This window comes from Arsenicibacter rosenii (assembly GCF_001870735.1).
GTDB classification, from domain to species: domain Bacteria; phylum Bacteroidota; class Bacteroidia; order Cytophagales; family Spirosomataceae; genus Arsenicibacter; species Arsenicibacter rosenii.
The window spans coordinates 256,863-279,595 of the sequence record NZ_MORL01000007.1 but is presented as its reverse complement, the minus strand read 5'-3'; the positions used below and the strand labels follow the sequence as shown (position 1 = coordinate 279,595).

Sequence of the window (22,733 nt, the reverse complement as noted above, 5' to 3'; positions counted from 1 at the left end):
TAAAAAAGTTACTCAACCACAATATCGACCCGTCGTTTCTGAGGAAGGGCAGTATTCAGATCAGCCTTGTTACCCGCCTGATTTATCCGGATACGCTCATTCAGGATACCGTTTCCGATGAGAAACGACCGGACAGCCTCTGCCCGGTCACCGGCCAACAGCTCGTTCAATACTGCATCTCCCTGACCGTCGGTATAGCCGATAAGCACAACCTGCTCCTTTGAGCCCTGAAGCCGCGTCAGAAGCGATTGTAAGGCCTGAACGGCCACCGTGGTCAAAGCGGCGCTGCGTGGCATGAAATAGACGGAAAGGGCCGAAGAACCGGTCATTGGTCCGGAGACGCGGGCAACCGGCGAGAGCTTAAACCGTTTACCGGTCACATGATTAACATAAGGCACTGTAAAATCGAGCACATCCTGTTCTGTTTGATAGCCCTCCGCCTGCACGTCAACCGTGTAGCGTTGTTTCGGACTGAGCCGGACACGGAAGGTCCCGTTGACCGGCGTTTGCTGGCGCGCGACGGTTTGCCCTTGCTCATTCAGCACCGACAAAGTTGCATACGCAATAGGTTGCCCTGTTTGCCGGTCTACGATAACCCCCTCAACCGACGCCAGCGACGGTTGCCCGTTCTGACCCGATACCGGTATCCATCCCATCAGCCATAAGCAGAACCAACCGATGGTATGGGCTGAGTTCCGGAAAATTACCCTGTTCATATTGTGCTCCGGATTAGTCAATCAAAGATATAGCGATTTGCCGGTACAGCCTGCATACCAGTGTTTTTAAGCGGGCGGAACCAAGGCCCGGAAAAGACCCTAAAACCACACACAACCAACTGTATAACAGCACATTACAAAGAAATATTTATTCCCTGAAACCGAACAGTTTTTCGCGTTTTTTTGTTAATTTTATAGGTAAACAACAATACTTCTGGCGATGAACACAGTAAACAATCAAGTGCCTCTGGCCAATGGTCAGATCATGGACGAAAACTGGCGGAAGAGCATACCGGCACAGGTGTTTCTGAACCATTTTTTTGCCATGGATTACCATATCCAGCATCAGAACGATCTCTTTGAGCTGATAAAATTCCCTGTTTTTCAGGATTTCACATCGACGGTGACGGATGAACAGCGTAAATCACTCGAAAAGCTGCTACTCAACAGCTGGAGTGCCGAGTATGCGCTGCGTATTACCCCTGTCGTTAACGACGAGCAATATTTACAAAGCTCCCTCCACTGGACATTTCCGCAGGCCTATTACAGCGTGTTGTTCAGTGCCCGCGCTTTTTTGACCGTTCAGGGCATTCATGTCAGCAACGAAGAGCTGATCCGGAAACGGATTGGCAGCAGTGTGGTCCGTGGTTTTTATCCTGCTTCGGTAGGGTACTATGCGTTGGGGCCATATAACAGTTACCGGATTCAGCGGTTACCTATGGCCAGATATAAACCGGAACTGGCCCTGCCCTCCCGCGAAAATCAGGCCCAGGCCGAGGTGGCGCAATTTCTGAAAACAACCCGTGATCAGCGTGTGAAGGCATTGCGGACCATAATTCAGAACAACCCCAAAACAGCCCTCCGGAGCGAACGTACCGGCGAAGTATTGCAGAAGTTCGGCGTGGAACAATACAAACTACTGGCCCGGCAGATTGGCTATACAACCTATTTCGATCTGCTCAGCCGGTTACGTATTTCGTCGAACAACCGCGAGATCGAACGATTCGTAGATTCCTCTATTGATGTGCGGCTTTTCCACCAGAGTCTGGTAAACATCGTGGCGCATGTCAATGCTGTACACGAGGTCTACATTGCCAAGGCGCTAGGGGCCGAAGTATATCAGCAGCTGATCAGTAAACTTCCGGCTTATTTACAGGAAAACTTTGTGCGGGAACGACTTCAATCAGTTATCCTGCCTATGCTCAGCAGCCCGGAAAAAGGGCCAAAACAGCACGAAATTGGCCGGATGATGCCCGGAATGGCTGCTTAATAAAATATGATTCTTATCAGAACTATAGCCGGAAACACCATCCGGCTATTTTTTTTATATCCGAATAATCATATTCTCCCGGGTATATATAGCACCCTGCAAACATTTGCTTTCACTATTAGAAGCTGACTGTTTTTATCTATCACTCATAGACAGAATTGATAAGGTTTCGGATTTGTTATGACTTATTTTTGTACAGTCGAATATGCTTCAATTCAATACAATCTGATAGATAACTATGAAAAATCACATTGTTTCAGTTGGTTCTCAGTTTCCTGAGTTCAAAAAATTAGCCGTTGTATCACTCGAAAAAGGCAACGAATTTTATGAAATCTCTTCTGAAGATCACAAGGCAAACGGCCAATGGCTGGTTATGTTCTGGTGGCCGAAAGATTTCACATTCGTTTGCCCGACAGAAATCGCTGAATTCAACAGCAAATACGAAGACTTTGCTGACCGTGACGCCGTTCTGATCGGTGCGTCTACCGACAGCGAGTTTGTTCACCTGGCATGGCGCAAAGACCACGACGATCTGCGTGGCCTGCGTTTCCCGATGCTGGCCGATACGTCGAAGTCACTGGCCGAAGAACTGGGTATCCTGGAAGCAAACGAGAAGGTAGCTTACCGCGTAACCTACATCGTTGATCCGCAAGGCATTGTCCGCTGGGTATCGGTTAACGACCTGTCAGTAGGCCGTAACGTAAACGAAGTACTGCGTGTGCTTGACGCCCTGCAAACTGATGAGCTTTGCCCTTGTAACTGGGTTAAAGGTCAGGAAACGCTTACCGTATAACTCAAATTGAGCGAATGGGTGGCAGTTGCTTATTAATTAAGTTAATCCGCACTCTTTCACATTTCTTTTATACCCGTGGCTGTTGTCCGTTCACTCATCCGCTCAATTACTCAATCACTCAATTAGTATGGTTTCAACACAAAACGAAACGGTTGTATCGTTGCTTGGGCTGGTAGGTCTGGAGGCATCGGCTGAATTCCCGGTTCTGGATTCGCTGAGCAAATCAGACAGCCGGTTTCTGCGCGACCTGAAAATAAACGTCGGAAATGCACTGAACAGCGGCCAACATCTGAGTAAAAAAGAAGCGCGTTTGTTAGCACTTTCGGTAGCCGCCAACGAAAAGCACCAGCCCCTGATTGACTCCCTGAGCGAGGCTGCCCGTCAGGAGGGTGCTACGGAAGCACAGATTGCGGAAACACTGGCGTGTACGTCGCTACTGAGCACCAACAATGTCTTCTACCGCTTCCGTCATTTTGTTGGTAAGGACTATTATAACAACACGCAGGCCGGTATCCGGATGAGCATCATGATGAATCCCGTGCTGGGCAAGGAGTTCTTTGAACTGATGAGCCTGGTTGTTTCGGCGATCAACGGTTGCGAAATGTGTGTCCGGTCCCATGAGGACAGCGTATTGAAGCACGGAGCCAGCGAGGCACGGGTTTTCGAAGCCATCCGCTTAGGCGCTGTGATTAAAGGATTGATTACTGTGCTGTAAACTTACTGCCGGTATGGATATGCAGAGGGCGGGTCTTGCGACCCGCCCTTATTTTTTAGCTAAACAGAAGCATTGAATTCAACACCTTCGTAAATCTCCGATACCGGAATCTGTACACCTATCGATTCCAGTAAAATCAGATCATCCATTTTCTGATAGGCCGAATAACGCCACAAATGGGCATCGGTTTTGTAATGCACAATGACGATTGGCTCCTCCTGGTCAATCAGAACATACTCACGAAAGGTTGGTATCTGTTGATAAAGGAAAAACTTTTTGTCTTTGTTGTACCCCTTATAACCTCAACAATAAGCGTCGGGTTCTTCACGGCGTTTTTATGTACCTCGAATGTCTCTACCGGCCCGCATACCACGCTGGCATCCGCAAACAGGTACCGGGTCTCTGAAACTGCGATCACAAGATTTGCATTAAAAACACGACAAGTGGCGTTTTTGAGCGCATTGCCTAAAGTGCCGGTAATGTTTGCCGCAATTAAGCTATGTTTGGGAGAGCAAGGCTTAAATGCATACAGCCGGCCATCGACATACTCCCATTTTGTTTGCGATTCGCGTAATAAGGAAACGTATTTCTCAACGCTTATATACGCTTTCCGGTCTTTGATTGCAGTTCCCATGCTTCATGCGGGTTACAGACCTGAAATAAACGTCATACCCGCGACTTAACCAAATCGGCCAGCAGCTCAATCCAGAGGGGGCTATCGTTCAGGCTTTCAACAAGATCCCACTGCTCGCCACCGTGTTCTTCGAAGAGCTCCTTGTATTCTTCCCCAACTTCGATGGTTGTCTCCAGACAATCGGCGACAAAGGCCGGGGAAAACGCCAGCACCCGCTTCATGCCTTTTTTGGGCAGTTCTTTAACCAGATCTTCGGTATACGGCTGAATCCACGGATCTTTACCTAAGCGTGACTGAAAACAGGTGGTGTATTGGCCTTCAGGTATACCGAGCTGCTTCACCAGACGGCGCGTCGTTTCAAAACACTGTGCCCGATAGCAGTACTGGTTCATCGCATTCAGCGAATCGCAGCAACTGCCTAGCTTACACACCTGTCCCTTTGTCACGTCACCTTTGCGGATTTGCCGTTCGGGCAGGCCGTGGTAACTGAACACAAAATGATCGTAGTCGGTTTGCTGAATGAATTTCTGCGCATTCCGGACGAAGCCTTCAATGAATTTCGGATGATCCAAGAAGCTGCTGACAAAGGTAAGATCAGGAATGATCTGCCATTCCCGCACAATTTCCATTACCTTATCATGGATGGAACCGGTTGTTGCCGACGCATACTGCGGGAAAAACGGAATAACAATAATTTTGGTAAGACCCTGCTTTTGAAAGATTTCCAGCCCGGACTGAATACTCGGACTCTGGTAGCGCATGGCCAGTTTTACCACAAATTCATCGCCCAGCACGCGTTGCAGTTCACGTTCGGCTACTTCACCGTAATATTTCAGCGGGGACCCGTTTTCGGTCCAGACTTCCTGATAGGTTTTGGCTGATTTGGGCGCACGAAACGGGGCAATAATGCCGTTTACAAGCAACGTTCGGGGAATCAGCGGGATGTCGATTACCCGCCCGTCCATCAGAAATTCACGCAGGTATTTGCGTACATCCGGTACCGAGGGGCTATCAGGTGTACCTAAATTAACCAGCAGTACGCCGGTTTTTCCTAGTTGTTTAGTTGCAGCAGGTTTTTGTAGAACAGAAGCTTCCATACGTATGTAGATAAGGTATCCAGGCGCTGATTAGTTCATTACTTTGCCTGTGGATACCGCGTCAGATCGGTTCTCGGGAAATCCGTAAAAACCTCACCCGGCAACCCGGTAAATACCATAATATCGGTGATATCGCGGTCACCACGGTCACCGCCCAGCAGAATCTGTCCATGCCGCTGATAATCACCCCACGGGCGGATAAAGCCCGGTTTTTCGTCGGTAAATTTCGGGAAGTAAGCCCACTGTGAGACAAGGTGGGTACTCTTGTCGATCCAGACTTTGTATTTGTTATCGGGCGTATTACCAACGCTTTTAAAGGTCATTTGAATGACGTCAGCCGGCTTGTTTTCCTGCGTATTTTCTTCGCCCAGGTATTTCAGGGTTACCCCTGAATCTTTCAGTTTGAAAGGCATTACCAGCCAGTAGGAATCATTGATCCAGGCGCCTTTTCCTTGTTTGACATATTTGGCCACGGAGTCGGCATCGGTTAGTTCAGCACCGTTTTTAAAAACACGGCCCTTATCGGTAAAAATATTCAGAATAACGGTCTGATCGTTTTTCAGGTTGTCGATCCGGACGTTACCCCGCCACTTGTCCCAGATCAGCCGGCGGTTTCCAAAGAAATTCCAGCTGATAAAATGGGTATTATCCCAGGCTTTACGACCGCCCATGGCTTTCATGGCACCATCAGCCAGTTCAATAGCTTTGGCATCCGAACCAGCCAGATCGAAGCCTTCGGCGTGTGGATTTGATTTATCCGGCTGGCCATACCCCGTCAGGGCAGCATAAAGATTAATGAATACAAATAAGGTGATATATTTAGCGGGCTTCATGGAACGAAGTTTTTCTTTTAAAATTAACAAATACGGCACTTTGTTTTGCCTTTATCGGTTATTTTGTAACATTAACTAAAGCAGGTAAAGAATTTTTTTCTTTTTTCGCACCCTTTTTCAAAAACTTGTCCGCAGGAACGACCCCGCTGCCGGGCCATTCGTATGACTCTTACACAGCTTGAGTACATTATTGCCGTAGACACGTATCGCCACTTTTCTGCTGCTGCGGAAACGTGCCATGTTACCCAGCCCACCTTAAGCATGCAAATCCAGAAGCTTGAAGATGAACTGGGTATCCTTATTTTTGACCGCTCCAAACAACCCGTCGTACCGACCGAAACCGGTCAGTTAATTCTTGCCCAGGCCCGCGAAGTGATCCAGGCGGCGCGTCGTATTCCGGAAATTGTCCGGGATGCCAACAATGATCTGAGCGGTGAGCTAAAACTAGGAATTATTCCTACACTGGCTCCTTACCTCCTCCCTTACTTTATTGGTAGTTTTATCGAAAAACGACCGGCCGTTACGGTTCAGATTCAGGAGCTTACTACGGAGCAAATTCTGGAACGCCTGCGGAACGGTTTACTGGATGTCGGCCTTGTTGTAACGCCGTTACACGAATCGGGGCTTTATGAACAACCGCTTTTTCATGAACCGTTTGTTGTCTATGCCTCGGATAATCACCCGCTTGCCGGAAAAGAAGTACTCCATGACAGCGATCTGAACAACGAAGGGCTCTGGCTCCTGACCGAGGGACATTGTTTCCGTGATCAGGTCATTAACCTGTGTAGCACTGAGCGGCTGTCGAATGCCCATGCCCATTCGCTGCATTACGAGACCGGTTCACTTGAAACCCTCATCAAACTCATTGATAAACAAGACGGTTTCACGCTTCTCCCTTACCTGGCAACCCTGGATCTTGACCCGATCCGTAAAAACCGGTTACGCCCCTTTCTGGACCCTCAACCGGTTCGGGAGGTTAGTCTGGTCGTGCATCGCCGGTTCCTGAAACGCAAACTGATTGATGCCCTGCAACGTGAAATCATTGCCCACGTGCCCCGCGAGCTGCTAACGCCGAAACGGAATCACATAGTCTCGATTAAATAACGGGGTTCAACCGTAGCGATAGGGCATGTCGTATCGCTACGGTTGCCAACCGGATTATTCTACCGTAACCGATTTGGCCAGATTTCGTGGCTGATCTACGTTCCGGCCCCGCATCACGGCAATGTCATAGGCCAGGATCTGCAACGGAATAACCGATATCAGCGGCAACAGTACCTCATGCACTTTCGGAATCTCAATGACAAAATCGACCATGTCCGGCAGGTGTTTATCCCCTTCTGTGGTAATGGCAATGACGCGGCCCTTCCGCGCCTTCACCTCCTGAATGTTTGAGACAACCTTCTCGTAGGAACTGTCTTTAGTCGCAATCACCACCACCGGCATATCTTCGTCGATCAAGGCAATCGGGCCGTGCTTCATTTCTGCCGCCGGATAGCCCTCCGCATGGATATACGAGATTTCTTTCAGCTTGAGGGCTCCCTCCAGCGCCACCGGAAAGTTCATGCCCCGGCCAAGGTAAATGAAGTTACGGGCGTAGGTAAAGATCTGGGCAATCTCACGGATCTTCGCCGCACTTTCCAGTACTTTCTCCACTTTCGCCGGAATACTGTCCATTTCGGCCAGTAACTGCCGCAAAAGACTATTCGAGATGGTTCCTTTGCGTTCAGCAGCGGCTAAGGCCATTAGTGTCAGAACCGTTACCTGTGCCGTAAAGGCTTTGGTACTGGCCACACCGATCTCCGGCCCGGCGTGCGTATAGGCACCGGCATGCGTTGCCCGCGCAATCGACGAACCAACTACATTACAAACCCCGAAAATGGTCGCTCCTTTGGCCTTTGCCAGTTCAATCGCCGCCAGGGTATCGGCGGTTTCGCCCGATTGGGAAATAGCAATCACCACATCCCGCTCCTTAATAATCGGGTTCCGGTAACGGAATTCAGAAGCATACTCTACCTCCACCGGAATGCGGGCCAGTTCTTCAAAAATGTATTCAGCCACGAGGCCGGCATGCCATGACGTACCGCAACCGATAATCACAATACGCTGTGAATTAGCCAGCTGATCCATATAATCGCGCAGACCGCCAAGTTGCAGATAACCTTCTGCCGCCTGTACACGTCCCCGCATGCTGTCAGCAATCGAACGAGGTTGCTCAAAAATCTCCTTCAGCATGAAGTGGTCGAAACCGCCTTTTTCGATGGCCGCCAGTTCAAGCTCAACTGTTTGCACATAAGGGACTGTCTGCGTATTGTCCAGCGTCAGGATTGTCAACGCTCCGTTGCGTACAATGGCAATCTCATAATCGTTCAGATACACAACTTCTTTCGTGTACTCGATGATCGGCGTGGCATCCGACGCGAAGAAAAACTCATTTTCGCCGACTCCGATCACCAGCGGACTCCCTTTACGGGCCGCAATCAGCTGCGTCGGATCATTCTCCGACATCACGACAATTGCGTATGCGCCCACCACTTCCTGAAGTGCCAGCCGAACGGCTTCTTCCAGCGAGCAGGCCGCGTTTTCCTGAATGTCTTCGATAAACTGAATCAGGACCTCTGAATCGGTCTCCGAACGAAACTCCCGCCCCTTTTTGATCAGGCTTTTCTTAATAGCCGCGTAGTTTTCGATAATGCCGTTGTGAATGATAGCCAACCCGCGGTGAAATGAGTAGTGCGGGTGCGCATTGACATCATTCGGCTCGCCATGGGTCGCCCAGCGTGTATGCCCCATGCCGATGGTGGCGTGCAGATCTTTCCCGGCCAGCTCCTGTTCGAGGTCAGCGACTTTTCCCTTTTTCTTGTAAACCTTCAGGCCTTCCCCATTCAGCAAGGCCACACCGGCACTGTCGTAGCCCCGGTATTCCAGCCGCTTTAATCCTTTAAGCACAAGCGGACACGCTTCACGCGGTCCGACATAGGCAACAATTCCACACATGATTTTCTTGTTAAGTAGACGCTGTAAAATAACAGCAATCCCGTGAAATGGCCTAAAAGATGTACTATTTTGACCGGAAAATATAAGCCCGGTACCCTCCGAAGAGAATACCGGGCGCTCAGTCTATTAGAATTGTCTTATAGCGTATTGGTATAGAACACGATCACTTTTACGCTCGCCTTCCCATCAAGGATCATCCGCCACAGGCGGTCGTTCAGGTAATAAGGGGCCAGGTTAGAGGCAACACCGGTACTGACATCGACCAGATTGCCCGTGCTTGGTGTCATCAGCAGCAGCCCGTTATTGGGTGTCAAGCCCGACATAATCGTCTGAAAATAGCCGGTCATGTCAAACGTATATGATTTATTGCGGGTGTTATAGCCACTCACCTGCGGATAGTACCAGGACGAAGCTGTACGGTTAAAGACAGACGTTGCAACCGGAACAAACTGAACGAAGTCCGTAGTCTGGTATCGCAGTAATTGATTCTGCGCATTTACCTCGGCCAGCGCCAGGTAAGGCGGCAGATTTAGTTGTGTACTTGGGGCAGCTACCGGTGTAATCACCAGGTCAGCACGGTTGATGGCAACACGGCGTTTTTTGAGATCGGAAAGGCCCGGAATCTCAATTTTTGTCGTTACGCCTGTCCCGGGCTGTACAAAGGTCTGTCCTTTCGTTTCCACAGAAGACGTTGCCTGTCCGGCTTTCAGAGTCGAAAGCAAGGTACCGGCACGGGTTGGCACAATACGGTTAAACCGGCCCTGAGCCATACTAACCATCAGCGTCTGACTCAATGCCGTGGTTTTTCCCTGAATATGATAGTAAACCTGTAAAACGGATGTGTAAGCGCCTGATGTCCCCATAGGGTTAAACGCCAGCACCGACGGGTTATTCGCCCCCGGAATCAGCGCAAGTCCTTTCACCGATTGCTGGAAAATACTATCGGCCTTACCAGCGTCTTTATTGGCGACAGCCACAATCTCTTTGCCAAAAGCCGCATCCATCGGAATCTTGACGTATGCGCTGGTTACCGGCGTTGGTTTAAACGCTAATTTGCCAAGCGGCTGCGGACTGTAGGCAATCGAAGACGTATAGTTGTAGTTTTTTGTACGCGATATATCTTCCGTTAAACGATGTACTGAAACTTCATGCGTCTGTAACGTATCCCCGCCATAGACCGGGGCATAGGTATATTGCAGATACAGAAATGTGGAGTCGTGAACAATCTGTCCTGCAGGGATATCCACTTTGAGGGAGTCCTGAACAATAAACTGACTACCCAGCGACAGCTGGGTAAAGGCACTTGCTGTTACCGGTCCGAAAACAGGATCTGTATAACGGCCAACCAGCAACGAAGCAGCCTTATTGGTCCGGACTGAGTCGAAAAGAATCGTTGAGCGGTTAATCGTTAGCGTATCGGTATAAAAAACCCCTACCGGTGAGGTGGGATCTAAACCAATTTCTTTCGGTTCCTGGCAGGCAGCCAGCGCCACGATACTTCCTGCAAACAGTGTGGCTTTAGCCAGCAAGCTGCGTGTAGAGGTTGTAGTACCGGCTGGCAACATCTGCGTCATCTTCTGTACGACCGAGTTTATTTTTGGGAATGTCATTGAGGATAGCAATCAAACTTTCACTTACTTCATCTTCTGCCTTAACAACGGCATCCGCATAGGTGGCACCCAAACGGACAAAGCCCTCGAAATCAGCAGATTTCAGATGAGCCAGCATTTCGTCATCAATATCCATCATTTTGGCTTTTTCGATAAGCTCATCCTGATTGAACCGGTGATCGAAGCTGTTGTTATAAATGGTGAACACCGACTTGGTGTCCTTAAACATCGGATCGTTTTTATATGTGGTTTTCAGATATAACGGAATCAGTGCCGTCATCCAGTCATTACAATGGACGATATCAGGAGACCAGCCTAATTTTTTTACGGTTTCCAATGCCCCTTTACAGAAGAAAATGGCCCGCTCATCGTTATCTGCATAGAAACGATCTTCTTTGTCAAAGAAAACGTACTTCCGCTGGAAATAGTCTTCGTTGTCAATGAAATAAACTTGTAATTTGGCGCTCGGAATAGATGCCACCTTGATAATCAGTGGTTTTTCCTCGTCACCAACCGAAATATTAATACCCGATAAGCGTACGACTTCGTGTAACCGGTTCTTGCGTTCGTTGATAAGCCCGAAACGAGGCACCAGAATCCGGATTTCCATTCCTCGCTCCTGCATGGCCTGGGGTAACTTTCGCACAAAGTCTGCGACTTCTGATGTCTTCAAAAAAGGATAAATTTCACTGGCAACGTACAAAATACGAAGTTTGCTCATAGACAATGGGAGGGAAAAAGTCCAAACGCTTGACCTAAAAAACTTGCAAAATTATACAATTTTTTCTCGTATTTCAATAAGAAATGTGCAAAAAGATTGCCCGACCTGCGTGATTTCGTTCATATGGTTTGTAAAACGAGAATGTTGTCCCGACCTTTGGCCCGGAACTTACACTTGACAACATGCTCACAGTTCAGACTGTATACGATCTCAGGCAGCAAATACGCGCGGCGCAGGCAGCCGGACAGCGTATTGGCCTCATCCCGACGATGGGGGCGTTGCACGAAGGTCATATTGCCCTGGTTGAACGCGCCCGCCGCGAATGCGATCTTGTCGTTTGCAGCGTTTTTGTGAACCCTATTCAATTCAATAACCCTGATGATCTGGCCCGCTATCCGCGGACTCTGGAAGCGGATCAGCAGATGCTGGAAAAGGCAGGCTGTGACCTCGTCTTTGCTCCTTCGGCTCAGGAAATGTACAGCGAACCGGCCCGGCTCAGGATTAATTTCGGCGAACTGGAAACCGTCATGGAAGGTGCTTTCCGACCCGGCCACTTCAACGGCGTCGGCATTGTTGTCGCCAAACTATTTAATCTGATCCAGCCGGATAAAGCTTATTTTGGCCAAAAGGACCTTCAGCAGGTAGCCGTAATCCGCCGGCTGATCCGCGATCTGAGCTTTCCGGTTGAACTGATCCGGTGCGACACGGTTCGTGAGCCCGACGGTCTGGCGATGTCATCGCGGAACCGGCTGCTGTCGCCCGAAGACCGCGCCGCCGCACCGGCCCTTTACGAAGCCCTCACCATGGCCCACGAACTAATGGCCGAAGGCCAGAGTCCGAGCCTTGCCAAGGCATCGGTTACCGGCTTTTTCAGTCAGCGCCCCGGCTTTACCCTGGAATATGTTGACGTAGCCAATGCAGACACCCTGCAACCGGTTCCGGAAATGCAGGCACCCGGTCAGACGGCCATCTGTATTGCCGCACATCTGGGTAAAGTCCGGTTAATTGATAATTTAGTGTTCTGATTTTAAACTGTCTACCAGTATGAATCCGCGAATTACCATTGAGCCGGATGTTTGCCATGGTAAACCCACCATCCGTGGTTCGAGACTTTTAGTTAGCACAATTCTGGAACTTCTTGCAGGGGGTGCAACATGGGAAGAGCTTATGGATGATTATCCCAATCTGGAATCTGAGGATATTAAGGCTTGTCTTGAATTTGCCGTTCGTTTAGTGCATTTCAGGTCATTACCACTAGCCGCATGAAGTTTATCATTGATGAACAACTGCCGTTTTTGTTGGCAGAGTGGCTTCAGTCAAAGGGGTATGATGCCATTCATGTGAGTTCACTTAGTACTGGCAATCAGATTTCTGACAGTTTTATCTTTAAGTATGCAGGAAAAACGAATGGTTATTACCAAAGATCCTGATTTTCTCAACACCTACATCGTCAAAAATCAACCTTATAAACTCATTTATCTGACAACAGGAAACCTTAGAAATCGTGCTTTGCTGGATCTCCTCGTTACAACAGCTGATCAACCATCTTGAGGAATCAAACGTCATTGAGTTAAATCATCATATGTTAAAAGTCTGGTTTTAACTACCGGATCAGCAATGGAACCCGCAGGACCTGGTTTTCTGTTCTGACGACATGCAGGTGAGCGCCTGATTTTACATTACCTTTGCGCGCCAACTACCACAAATCATGTTTCTTAACGTACTGAAATCAAAAATTCACCGGGTTAAGGTCACACAGGCAGAGTTGAATTATGTCGGAAGTATTACCATCGACGAAGACTTAATGGACGCTGCCGGACTCCTGGAAAATGAACAGGTTCATATCGTCAATAACAACAACGGCGAACGGCTGATTACCTATGTTATTAAAGGTGAACGGGGTTCGGGAATTATCTGCCTCAACGGCGCTGCCGCGCGCCGGGCTCAGGTCGGCGATATCGTCATTATCATCGCCTATGGCCTGATGACGCCGGAAGAAGCCGGAACGCACAAACCAACCGTTATTTTCCCCGACGAAAATAACCGGCTGGTGAAAGGATAGTTGCGATACATTCCGCTCAGAAATAGTAACGCGACAGTTTTGGCCAAACCCTGTTACTTTGCGACGGGGTTTGGCTTTTTCTTGTCCTGACATCGTTCACCGTTTATCCTCTTTGTTTATCCGACGGGCTGAAGCCCCATTATCTTATGACATTTGATCTGAAAAGCATCCTGAAGCTTCTGATTTCACTTGGCCTGGCAGCGGGCCTGCTCTGGTTATTCTTCACGTACAGCGGCATCCGCGTCGACGAGATTGTCGAACGGTTCAAACAGGCGGATTACCGCGTTGTGCTGCTTTCGGGTGCACTTACTATTGTGGCCCATTACAGCCGCGCCCTTCGCTGGCGAATGCTGATGGAGCCGGTAGGCTATAAACCAACGGGCAGTAATGCTTTTCTGGCCGTTCTGACCGGCTATTTCGCCAACACGCTCGTCCCGCGTCTGGGCGAGGTAACCCGTTGTGGTACACTCAACCGGCTGGAGGATGTACCGGTCAATGTGAGCTTCGGCACCGTTGTTGCCGAACGCATCATCGACGTACTGATGCTGCTTTTTCTGCTGGGTGCCACCTTCCTGCTTGAATTTGAGCGGCTCAGCACCTTTTTTATCGACTTTTTTTCGGCCAAATTAGGTGGCAACAGCAGCAAATCTGCCGGTAGTTCGCCGGTGCTGCTCTACCTTGCCGGTGGCCTGCTGGGAATGGCCATCGTTGCCTGGGTATTATTTCAGAAATACAAGGAAGTACTGCGGCAGAAACCGTTTTATCAGAAGATTGAGAAATTTGCGATTGGCCTGCTTGAGGGGCTGACGAGCGTGCGGAAGCTGAAGAATCCCGGGCTGTTCCTGTTTCATACGGTACTGATCTGGACCTCGTACTACCTGATGTCGTATATCCTGTTCTTCGCTATTCCGCAGACGAGCCACCTTGGTCTGCTGGCCGGTCTGACGTTTCTGGTCGTGGGCTCTATCGGGATGGCTACTCCTACCCCGGGCGGCACCGGCTCATTCCAGATTCTGGTTGGCAGTGTGCTCGTGCTCTATGGCCTCGACAGCAAAGACGGTGGCCTGCTGGCTACGTTTATCTGGGCTGTGCAAACCATTTCGGTCCTGATTCTGGGCGGTATCAGCTTTGTACTGGTCATGCTGAAAGCGCCCCGCAAAACTGAGCCCGTCCCGCAGAATTCATCCGTTAATACCCGCATTTAATCCTTTATCCGATGACGGAAACCAAAATACTCACCCGCCAGCAAGCCGTTGATCAGGTTGCCCGATGGCACCATGACGGCCTGAAAGTCGTTTTTACCAATGGCTGCTTTGACATTGTTCACCTGGGCCACATTGACTACCTCGAAAAAGCCCGCCACCTGGGCGATAAGCTGGTGCTTGGTCTGAATACTGATGCATCCGTAAGCCGCATCAAAGGCCCGCTGCGGCCGGTGGTAAACGAATATGCCCGCGCCCGGCTGATGGCTGCGCTTTCGTTTGTCGACGTGGTCACGCTTTTTGACGAGCCGACCCCCAAAGAGCTCATTGAAACCGTTCGGCCCGACATTCTGGTGAAAGGCGATGATTACACGGTCGACAACATCGTCGGGGCAGACTTTGTACTGGCCAACGGTGGCAGTGTGCAGACCATTTCACTGGTGAAAGGCTATTCAACAACCGCCCTGATTGAACGAATTAAGAACAGTTTTTAGGGTTAAGCGGTTGTTTAGGTATGTAAACGGACACTGGTGCGGGACGTTTTTCGGCAAACAATTGTTTTATTTGTACGCAGTAACCAACTTTTCAACCATTAACTGCAACCCTAAAAAGAAGATAAACATATGGCTGGTGCTTATTTAATTGGCATAATTGTCATGATCGTTAGCTGGATTGTCAGCTGGCGGTTAAAGAGTAAATTCAACGAGTATTCACAAATCGGGCTGGCCAACGGCCTGAGCGGGGCCGAAATTGCCCAGAAGATGCTCCAGGAAAACGGTATCTATGACGTCCGGGTGCTTTCGGTAGAAGGTATGCTGACCGACCACTATAACCCGCAGGACAAAACAGTTAACCTGAGTGCAGATGTTTATTACGGCCGGTCGGTGGCGGCGGCGGCAGTAGCGGCCCACGAGTGCGGTCACGCCGTGCAGCATGCGACAGCCTACGGTCCGCTGCAATTCCGTTCGGCGATGGTACCGTTTCTGACCATTTCATCGCAATGGATGCAGTGGGTTATTCTCGGCGGTATCCTGCTGATTAACACCACTACGATTCCGCTGGCGATTGGCGTGGCCCTGTTTGCGGTAACGACCCTGTTCAGCTTCATCACCCTGCCGGTTGAGTTTGATGCCAGCCGCCGGGCGCTGGCGTGGGTGCAAAACCGCGGTGTGGTCACACAACGCGAATATGGCTATGCGAAAGACGCCCTTTGGTGGGCCGCTATGACTTACGTAGTCGCTGCGGTAGGCTCTCTGGCCACGTTGCTGTACTACGTCAGCATTCTGATGGGAGCCAGCCGCCGGAGCGATTAATCAGACATTTTTTATAAAAGCCGAAAGCCCCGCTAAGAATTCTTAGCGGGGCTTTCGGCTAGTTATAAGAACAGAGCTGTAAATGCTGCGCCCTTCAATGCTTAACGTCCTCAGCAACAATCTGCCGGATCCAGGTCATGGAGTCATTGATAACGGTGTCATCAAACGCTGTTACGTAGCTGCGCGTGAAGTCTTTTCGGACAAAGTCAACGTACCGGCTCTTTTCGTGGTTGTGGAACAGCAAGACCGGATGCCCGTTTATCGGGAAAAACTGCACCCCTTCGCCGTGGTTAAAATACGAGACCGTCGGGCAGAGCGCCGAGCATAAATGAGCAGGCAACGAATCAATCGTAACGGCTACAGCGGCTTTTGAGGCTAAAGCCGCGAGTTCATACAGCGTTAACGTGTTGACCGTATCCAGTATATCCGTGGCGTATAGGGGCATTTCTGCCTGCATTTTAGCGGCCAGCTCTTTTGTGGCTGCCAGTTGCCCGCATACAATGAGCCGGCAATCCGTTTCTGACAGTATTCGTCGGGCCAGCTCCAGCCAGAATGCATCCGGCAGGAAATGGCCCGGCGATCCGCTCTCGGGGCAAATCAGCGCAATCCGTTTTGCCGGCTGCGTCTCCGGTCCTAGTTTTCCGGCCAGGGTCTCCCTTGCTTTTTCGGGAAAAGAGAAGTAAGGCTTGATACTTGACAGATTTACGTTCACCGAAGCCGGTTTCAGCAACGCCGTAATCACATCCAGATGATGAAACTCCGTATCCGGTAAAAAATATTCGTGGTCCAGCCAACCCCCCAGCCCTCGCGAGCCAAACCCAATCGTTTTACCGACCTGAATAAACGGGAGCAGAAAATGCATCGGGGCGCTGGAAAATCGTATATCGATTGAGACGGTATACGATTCCTTTTGTAATTCGCGGATAGCACTGCGGGTAGTGCGGATATGCTCCTGCCATTTTGCCGGGCTGCTTTTCCGGCTCCGGTTAGTCAGTGCATGATTGAGGTGGATGATTTTACGGATATACGGATTGTTGATCAGAATCGGATCGCACCAGCTACCTGCTACCACATCAATCACACAACCAGGCAGCTGCTCCTTAATAAACGGAAATAGATACGAGAGTGTCAAGGCATCGCCCAGGTGACCGGATGTCAGCAACAACACCGCAGGTTTGTTACTATCTGTGTTAGGGCGGGAACGTTTTTTATAGATATATTCTCCGTAAATATCCGCGAATACGTCTATAACCTGAAGTGGATAACTTACGCTTCGGGGTGCACAATATTTTCGATGGGTACCCATTGTTTTTGCTGGTATGCGATTACGGCTAGCCTAAGCACAAGCCGTAATCGCATGTTATATGTAAAAAGTACAGGATCAGCCCGACAGGCTAATCCTGATGACGGCATTACCTTACCATGGTAACGGTAGTCGGTTCAATCTCGGGCTTTGCCAGCGATTCGTCGATCAGGGTACCGGCCAGGGCAACCGCCAGAGCAATGACCAGGGCAGGCCAGAAACCCGCAATCGTAAAGCTGGACATGAGCTTATCTACCAACTTTAACATCAATGCCGTTACAACCAGCCGCACCAAAAAAGGCATCAGGAAGAAGGTCACCAAGTGCAGCGGATAATAAATCAGCCAGCCCAGAAAGAAATTCAGAACGGCCAGCAAAAAGGCTACCAGCAACGCGCTGGTAAAGTTCTTGACCTCAACCTGAGGCATCACATAGGCAAGCCCGAAAATTACGGCTGCGTCGATGAGTAGATGTAAGATGAAATTCATATGAACAGGAGGTATACGTTTACCAAATCTAACAACTTACTCACCGAACGTCAATAAAAGCCGTTTAACAAATCAGAAACTTTCGCCAACGGGCTATTTGTGGGCCAATTTACTCTGACGATACCCGTATGAGAAGTAAATTACCAGTCCGATCACCAGCCAGACAACAAAAATCAGCCAGTTGCTCACGCCCAGTTCGGTCATCAGATAGAGGTTTGTCAGGATACCGAGAATGGGTAACAGCGAGAAACTATGCATAAAACTCAGCACCGCCAGTACGGTCCACGTAATCCAGAAAATCCCCATTAATGGTTTCTCTTCAATCATCCCGATAAAGTCACCGGAATTGATGGCAAAGGCCAGCGCAATCAATAAGCCGAATCCAACGATAAACTTGCCGTTGATGTATGGTACACGGAATTTCGATTCCTGCGAAATGCCTCTGGCATCCAGATACAGAATACCGCCACATACCAGAATAAAAGCAAAAAATGTACCCACACTGGTGAGGTCAATAAAAAACTGCATGTCGAGAAACAGCGACGGGATGGCTACAATGGCACCGGTCATGATCGTTGCGAAGGACGGTGTCTTGTATTTCGGGTGAATCTTCGAAAACTTCGGCCACAGCAGTCCGTCGCGGCTCATAGTCATCCAGATCCGTGGTTGTCCCAATTGATACACCAGCAAGGCGCTCGTGATAGCGACCACAGCACTTACCGAAATAACACCGGCAATAAAATTCAGCCCCACTTTCTGGAACACATAGGCCAGCGGATCATCAACGCCCAGCTCTTTGTAGTTTACCATACCCGTCAGCACTAATGTGATCAGGACATAGAGCACCGTACAGATAATGAGGCAGTAGATCATGGCCCGTGGTAAATCACGCTGCGGGTTCCGGCACTCCTCGGCCGTTGTCGAAATAGAATCAAATCCGATAAAGGCAAAGAAAACGGAGGCAACGCCGCTTAATACCCCTTTCACCCCGTTTGGTGCGAAGGGCGACCAGTTTTCGGGTTTTATGTAAAACGCACCGGCCAGAATAACCAACCCGATAACGGCCAGTTTCAGCACAACCAGAATGTTGCTCGCAGTCCGCGATTCTTTGATACCGATGTAGACCAATGCTGTTATCAACACGGTAATGATACCGGCCGGTAAATCCATAATCAGTTTAAAGCTTCCCAGGTCCGGCGCGGAGGCATAGGCCTGTGCCAGGTATTTAACCCCTTCATCGGCCGGCTCTCCGGCCATAACCGCTTTATGCGCTGCCGCCGCCGACCCATAGTCGGTGGCCAGGTACCCGGGGAAATTTATTCCGAAGCCTTTGAGCATGGAGGTAAAATACTCCGACCACGATATGGCAACAACCATGTTGCTGACGGCATATTCCAGAATCAGCGCCCAGCCAATAATCCAGGCAAAAATTTCGCCAAAGGCCACATAGGCATAGGTATAGGCGCTGCCACTTACCGGTACGGTCGAGGCAAACTGCGCGTAGCTAAGCGCCGTAAACACACAGGCAATGGCCGTAAAGACAAACAGCAATGATACGGCCGGACCACCGTCGGCACTAGCCCGGCCAATGGTACTGAAAATACCTGCCCCGATAATGGCGGCAATCCCGAATGAGGTAAGATCGCGGACACCCAGCACTTTGGCCAGGCTTTTGTCCTCAAAACCACCGCTCTCTGCCGGATGGCCTTCTGTTAAATTTCCGTCTCCGGCATCGCCGAGAGCTTGCCGGACTGACTTTTTACGAAAAAGGGAGGTACTCATGAATTCAGTTTGTATATGTCGTGAAAGTGAGAAACGTTCCGGTTTAAAATACTTAATCCTCACAGGCCAGCGTTGATGTACAGACAGCGGGAAACGCATTTTCAGATCATGCAATTTCCGTCGTACCTTTACTAAAAAAGCCTTTAAACGCTAAAAATAGAAATACTTTCCGGTTTTTTGTACGTTGAGAAGGCAGTGTTTCGCGGATATTTTGTTAAAGGTATCAATGGTTTTCCGGTAATCTGCCGTATTCCTGATCTTAAACCGAACTGATAAATATGTCTATTGAGGTCAACCAACTGACCAAGCAATACGAAACGGGGCAGCGCGCCGTTGACCAGATTTCGTTTTCGCTCAATGCCGGCGAAATCGTTGGTTTTCTGGGCCCTAACGGAGCCGGTAAGTCTACGACCATGAAGATCCTGACGGGATATCTGCCGGCAACACAAGGTTCTGTTATGGTCGAAGGATTCGATGTCAGCAAATCGCCGATGGATGTCCGGCAGCATATTGGTTACCTGCCCGAACACAACCCGTTGTATCTTGATCTGTACGTCAAAGAATTTCTGCGGTTTTCGGGCCGTCTGCACGGATTGAACGGCAGCCTACTGACCCGACGGGTTTCGGATATGATCGAACTGGTGGGCCTGACCCGCGAGCAGAGTAAAAAAATTGGTCAGTTGTCAAAAGGGTACCGGCAGCGCGTCGGCCTGGCCCAGGCACTGCTGCACGATCCGGCAGTTCTGATTCTTGACGAACCGACCACCGGCCTTGACCCGAATCAGCTGGCCGACATCCGCAGCGTAATTAAGCAGGCCGGCCGGAATAAAACGGTCCTGTTCTCGACCCACATTATGCAGGAAGTCGAAGCGCTCTGCGACCGGGTGATCATCATCAACCGTGGTAAGATCGTTGCCGACGGTGCGCTGAGTCAGTTACGCGCTACGGCCGGCCATAAAGCCACTGTGGTTGCAGAATTTGAGCACGACCTCGCCCATACACAGGAACTGTCGGCACTTCCCGGCGTCGAACAGGTTGACTCCCTGGGCAATGGCCACTACCGCATTACGGCAACGGCCGAAACGGACCTGCGGGCTGCCATTTTCCGCCTGGCCGCCGACCGGGGCCTGACGCTTGTCGGTCTCCGGCAGGAAGCGAGCTCGCTTGAAGGCATCTTCCGGAGTCTCACCCAAGGGTAAGTAAATACTATTACTGAGTTTGTTCCTGTAAAAAAGTGGTGGCACGACTCTAAGTCGTGCCACCACTACAGAACTCACTATGTAGACCAATGAGTAACCGGCTTTATACCAGCACTACGTTAGTTCTTCGTTGTAGCCATCAACGGATACTGGTCGAAGATGGAGCGGACAATGCCCTTGAAATAATTGTTCTTGAAGTTGGGATTACGCATCATTTTAGACGCATACCCTTTCCAGATAACCTGATACGTTTCGGCATCGATGAGTGAAATCATCAGCGTACCCTCATCCAGATTGTAGTCAATCCGTTTGTATGTTGCTTCGTCGTCTTCACGCACCACCCAATCCTTGATCACCGGCTGCTGATAGCCACGGAAACGCAGGTCGCTGCGGAAGATGTTGTATGAAATCAACAGGTTCGGGCTGCGGTTACTGATTTTGTAGCCCCGTGCTTCCATCTGATGCCGGATAGCATCCTGAATGTCGGAACAAAGCAAGGTAGAATCAATGTACTCGCACTCCAGAAAGTTGAAGGATTTGTAATCTTTGAAGTGACCCTCATAGCTGTAATCGTGCTCTACAAACAGCTTACCAGGCATACAACCAGCCAGACTGAGCACAGCCAGTACAAACAGAACACCGAAGACGTTTCTCATGAGTAACCGATACGTTTAGATAGAAATAATCAATATGTTACAACTGCTGTTTTATTTGTTGAAAACTGTAATATAAGCTTTTTTGTTTGATAAAAACAAGTATTCGGGGCGTGTTTATTTGGCACTAACCCCGATAATAATCAAGCGCCTGCTGCATTTCGGTTTTGGTTACGGCAATGTCATAGGCGCAGCTGCCATACCCATCCAGCAAGGCCATCCTTACCTGCTTGCCTTTATTTTTCTTGTCCTGTAACGTCAATGCCAGAATCGGTTCTATGTCGGCATCGGTAAGCGCTACGCGACCATATACGGAAAATACATACTCTTCGATTTGCGCCAGCAACCTTTCCTCAATCATTTGCCGCGTAAAAGCGATATAGGCTTCGGCGATCATCCCGACAGCAATAGCTTCACCGTGTAACAACCGGCCGGTTTGTCCGCCCCGCTTTGGCGCCGCTTCGGCTGACCTTGTCAAAAAATAGGTTTCAACCGCGTGGCCCAGCGTGTGTCCGAAATTGAGGATTTTGCGCAACCCTTTTTCGGTCGGATCCTGTTCGACCACCCGCTGCTTCACTGCCACCGAATGCGCCACCAGATCCTGCCAGTCCTGATCAGCCAGCTCTTTCCGGCGGATTTCGTCCCATTTAGCCCCGTCGGCAATCAGGCAATGTTTGATGATCTCGGCAAAGCCTGAACGCAGTTCGCTGGCCGGCAGCGTTTTCAGAAACGCCGTATCGATCAGTACTGTTTCGGGCAACTGAAACACACCAATGTGGTTTTTGAAGCCCTGAAAGTCGATTCCCAGCTTACCGCCTACACTGGCATCTACCTGCGATAACAACGTAGTCGGAATCTGCGCAAAGGTGATTCCCCGTTTATAGGTAGCCGCGCAAAAGCCTCCCATATCACCGATTACGCCCCCGCCCAGATTCAGAACCAGCGCATGGCGGTCGAAATTGGCCTTTGTCAACGCCTCCCAGATGGTCTCACAGGTTTGCAGGTGTTTCTGCTCCTCGCCCGACTTAATCCGGATCAGCGTGTGCTTATTTAACAGCGGTTTAATTGCCGGATAACAGTGACGGTACGTATGGTTATCGACAATGGTTGCGATGAATGAGAAATTATTTTTCTGAAGAAAGGCCGCTAAACTTTCGGCAATCGGAGCAATGACTACTGATGACATACGAATTTAAGGTTCGGCCGCTGATAATCAGATGACCGCTTTTTACTTTTTTGCAAAGAAACAGAGTTTTTGGCTAAGTCTTTTGTAACCAGACAAATCCCTTTATTTATTTAGTAGGACCAAATTTATTCTTTGTCATTTATTTGTTCAGGCGAATTAA

24 protein-coding genes and 1 pseudogene are annotated in these 22,733 nt (G+C 49.7%); 12 read left to right on the top strand and 13 right to left on the bottom strand.

What is annotated here, in order from left to right; genetic code table 11:
* Window positions 1-8: 8 nt before the first annotated feature.
* A complete protein-coding gene (locus BLX24_RS15585; protein ID WP_071504078.1) occupies window positions 9-716 on the bottom strand; it encodes an OmpA family protein in 708 nt (235 codons plus the stop codon).
* A gap of 220 nt (window positions 717-936) precedes the next feature.
* Here BLX24_RS15585 and BLX24_RS15580 point away from each other — a divergent pair, with 220 nt between their 5' ends.
* The 3 genes from BLX24_RS15580 (at window position 937) to BLX24_RS15570 (ending at window position 3,494) form a co-directional block, all read left to right on the top strand.
* Entirely contained in the window at window positions 937-1,986 is a 1,050-nt protein-coding gene (locus tag BLX24_RS15580; protein ID WP_071504077.1) for a hypothetical protein, read from the top strand.
* Between the two features lie 238 nt (window positions 1,987-2,224).
* The gene (locus tag BLX24_RS15575; protein WP_071504076.1) at window positions 2,225-2,779 is read left to right on the top strand and encodes a peroxiredoxin; all 555 of its coding nucleotides are present in this window, start codon (window positions 2,225-2,227) and stop codon (window positions 2,777-2,779) included.
* A 127-nt stretch (window positions 2,780-2,906) separates the two neighbouring features.
* Complete coding sequence (locus BLX24_RS15570; protein WP_071504075.1) at window positions 2,907-3,494, top strand: carboxymuconolactone decarboxylase family protein; 588 nt, start codon at window positions 2,907-2,909, stop codon at window positions 3,492-3,494.
* 59 nt (window positions 3,495-3,553) lie between these two features.
* Here the strand turns inward: BLX24_RS15570 and BLX24_RS32730 are convergent, their stop codons facing one another.
* From BLX24_RS32730 to BLX24_RS15555, 4 genes are read right to left on the bottom strand one after another with little or no spacing between them, the layout of a single operon-like run.
* The gene (locus BLX24_RS32730; RefSeq protein WP_177225852.1) at window positions 3,554-3,694 is read right to left on the bottom strand and encodes a hypothetical protein; all 141 of its coding nucleotides are present in this window, start codon (window positions 3,692-3,694) and stop codon (window positions 3,554-3,556) included.
* Window positions 3,695-3,720: 26 nt separating this feature from the next.
* Window positions 3,721-4,128, bottom strand: coding sequence for a Uma2 family endonuclease (locus tag BLX24_RS15565; RefSeq protein ID WP_071504074.1), 408 nt, complete (start codon window positions 4,126-4,128; stop codon window positions 3,721-3,723).
* Between the two features lie 32 nt (window positions 4,129-4,160).
* A complete protein-coding gene (gene hemH / locus BLX24_RS15560; protein ID WP_071504073.1) occupies window positions 4,161-5,225 on the bottom strand; it encodes a ferrochelatase in 1,065 nt (354 codons plus the stop codon).
* A gap of 38 nt (window positions 5,226-5,263) precedes the next feature.
* A complete protein-coding gene (locus BLX24_RS15555) occupies window positions 5,264-6,058 on the bottom strand; it encodes a hypothetical protein (protein WP_071504072.1) in 795 nt (264 codons plus the stop codon).
* 162 nt (window positions 6,059-6,220) lie between these two features.
* Between BLX24_RS15555 and BLX24_RS15550 the strand changes: the two genes are divergently transcribed.
* A complete protein-coding gene (locus BLX24_RS15550) occupies window positions 6,221-7,162 on the top strand; it encodes a hydrogen peroxide-inducible genes activator (protein WP_071504071.1) in 942 nt (313 codons plus the stop codon).
* Window positions 7,163-7,216: 54 nt separating this feature from the next.
* On the opposite strand, the gene glmS is transcribed toward BLX24_RS15550, so the two are convergent.
* The 3 genes from glmS to BLX24_RS15535 all read right to left on the bottom strand — a co-directional run bounded on the left by glmS (window position 7,217) and on the right by BLX24_RS15535 (window position 11,386).
* Complete coding sequence (glmS, locus tag BLX24_RS15545) at window positions 7,217-9,055, bottom strand: glutamine--fructose-6-phosphate transaminase (isomerizing) (protein WP_071504070.1); 1,839 nt, start codon at window positions 9,053-9,055, stop codon at window positions 7,217-7,219.
* A 137-nt stretch (window positions 9,056-9,192) separates the two neighbouring features.
* Window positions 9,193-10,629, bottom strand: coding sequence for a DUF4270 family protein (locus tag BLX24_RS15540; protein WP_177225851.1), 1,437 nt, complete (start codon window positions 10,627-10,629; stop codon window positions 9,193-9,195).
* Window positions 10,574-11,386 carry a glycogen/starch synthase gene (locus tag BLX24_RS15535; protein ID WP_071504068.1) on the bottom strand — a complete coding sequence of 271 codons (813 nt, stop codon included), beginning with the start codon at window positions 11,384-11,386 and terminating at the stop codon, window positions 10,574-10,576. Before BLX24_RS15535 ends, BLX24_RS15540 begins: the two co-directional genes overlap by 56 nt.
* A 182-nt stretch (window positions 11,387-11,568) precedes the next feature.
* Here BLX24_RS15535 and panC point away from each other — a divergent pair, with 182 nt between their 5' ends.
* The 7 genes and pseudogenes from panC (at window position 11,569) to BLX24_RS15505 (ending at window position 15,963) form a co-directional block, all read left to right on the top strand.
* On the top strand, window positions 11,569-12,411 hold the full coding sequence (gene panC, locus BLX24_RS15530) for a pantoate--beta-alanine ligase (protein ID WP_071504067.1): 843 nt from the start codon (window positions 11,569-11,571) through the stop codon (window positions 12,409-12,411).
* A gap of 19 nt (window positions 12,412-12,430) precedes the next feature.
* On the top strand, window positions 12,431-12,652 hold the full coding sequence (locus BLX24_RS15525) for a DUF433 domain-containing protein (protein ID WP_071504066.1): 222 nt from the start codon (window positions 12,431-12,433) through the stop codon (window positions 12,650-12,652).
* Window positions 12,649-12,937, top strand: a pseudogene (locus BLX24_RS34075) (DUF5615 family PIN-like protein). The gene BLX24_RS15525 and the pseudogene BLX24_RS34075 overlap by 4 nt, the downstream one beginning before the upstream one ends.
* 157 nt (window positions 12,938-13,094) lie before the next feature.
* A complete protein-coding gene (gene panD / locus BLX24_RS15520) occupies window positions 13,095-13,448 on the top strand; it encodes an aspartate 1-decarboxylase (protein WP_071504065.1) in 354 nt (117 codons plus the stop codon).
* A 146-nt stretch (window positions 13,449-13,594) separates the two neighbouring features.
* Window positions 13,595-14,653 carry a lysylphosphatidylglycerol synthase transmembrane domain-containing protein gene (locus BLX24_RS15515; protein ID WP_071504064.1) on the top strand — a complete coding sequence of 353 codons (1,059 nt, stop codon included), beginning with the start codon at window positions 13,595-13,597 and terminating at the stop codon, window positions 14,651-14,653.
* 11 nt (window positions 14,654-14,664) lie between these two features.
* Entirely contained in the window at window positions 14,665-15,144 is a 480-nt protein-coding gene (gene rfaE2 / locus BLX24_RS15510; RefSeq protein ID WP_071504063.1) for a D-glycero-beta-D-manno-heptose 1-phosphate adenylyltransferase, read from the top strand.
* Between the two features lie 129 nt (window positions 15,145-15,273).
* Complete coding sequence (locus BLX24_RS15505) at window positions 15,274-15,963, top strand: zinc metallopeptidase (protein WP_071504062.1); 690 nt, start codon at window positions 15,274-15,276, stop codon at window positions 15,961-15,963.
* 94 nt (window positions 15,964-16,057) lie between these two features.
* Here the strand turns inward: BLX24_RS15505 and BLX24_RS15500 are convergent, their stop codons facing one another.
* The 3 genes from BLX24_RS15500 to BLX24_RS15490 form a co-directional block, all read right to left on the bottom strand.
* Window positions 16,058-17,131 carry a glycosyltransferase family 9 protein gene (locus BLX24_RS15500; RefSeq protein WP_177225848.1) on the bottom strand — a complete coding sequence of 358 codons (1,074 nt, stop codon included), beginning with the start codon at window positions 17,129-17,131 and terminating at the stop codon, window positions 16,058-16,060.
* A 244-nt stretch (window positions 17,132-17,375) separates the two neighbouring features.
* Complete coding sequence (locus tag BLX24_RS15495; protein ID WP_071504060.1) at window positions 17,376-17,753, bottom strand: phage holin family protein; 378 nt, start codon at window positions 17,751-17,753, stop codon at window positions 17,376-17,378.
* A 93-nt stretch (window positions 17,754-17,846) separates the two neighbouring features.
* Complete coding sequence (locus tag BLX24_RS15490; protein ID WP_071504059.1) at window positions 17,847-19,535, bottom strand: amino acid permease; 1,689 nt, start codon at window positions 19,533-19,535, stop codon at window positions 17,847-17,849.
* A 278-nt stretch (window positions 19,536-19,813) separates the two neighbouring features.
* Between BLX24_RS15490 and gldA the strand changes: the two genes are divergently transcribed.
* Window positions 19,814-20,734, top strand: coding sequence for a gliding motility-associated ABC transporter ATP-binding subunit GldA (gene gldA / locus BLX24_RS15485; protein ID WP_071504058.1), 921 nt, complete (start codon window positions 19,814-19,816; stop codon window positions 20,732-20,734).
* Between the two features lie 119 nt (window positions 20,735-20,853).
* On the opposite strand, the gene BLX24_RS15480 is transcribed toward gldA, so the two are convergent.
* Together BLX24_RS15480 and aroB are read right to left on the bottom strand one after the other, a co-directional pair.
* The gene (locus BLX24_RS15480) at window positions 20,854-21,390 is read right to left on the bottom strand and encodes a DUF4136 domain-containing protein (protein ID WP_071504057.1); all 537 of its coding nucleotides are present in this window, start codon (window positions 21,388-21,390) and stop codon (window positions 20,854-20,856) included.
* A 124-nt stretch (window positions 21,391-21,514) separates the two neighbouring features.
* Window positions 21,515-22,573 (bottom strand): 3-dehydroquinate synthase, encoded by a 1,059-nt coding sequence (gene aroB, locus BLX24_RS15475; protein ID WP_071504056.1) that lies wholly within the window; start codon window positions 22,571-22,573, stop codon window positions 21,515-21,517.
* Between the last annotated feature and the right edge of the window lie 160 nt (window positions 22,574-22,733).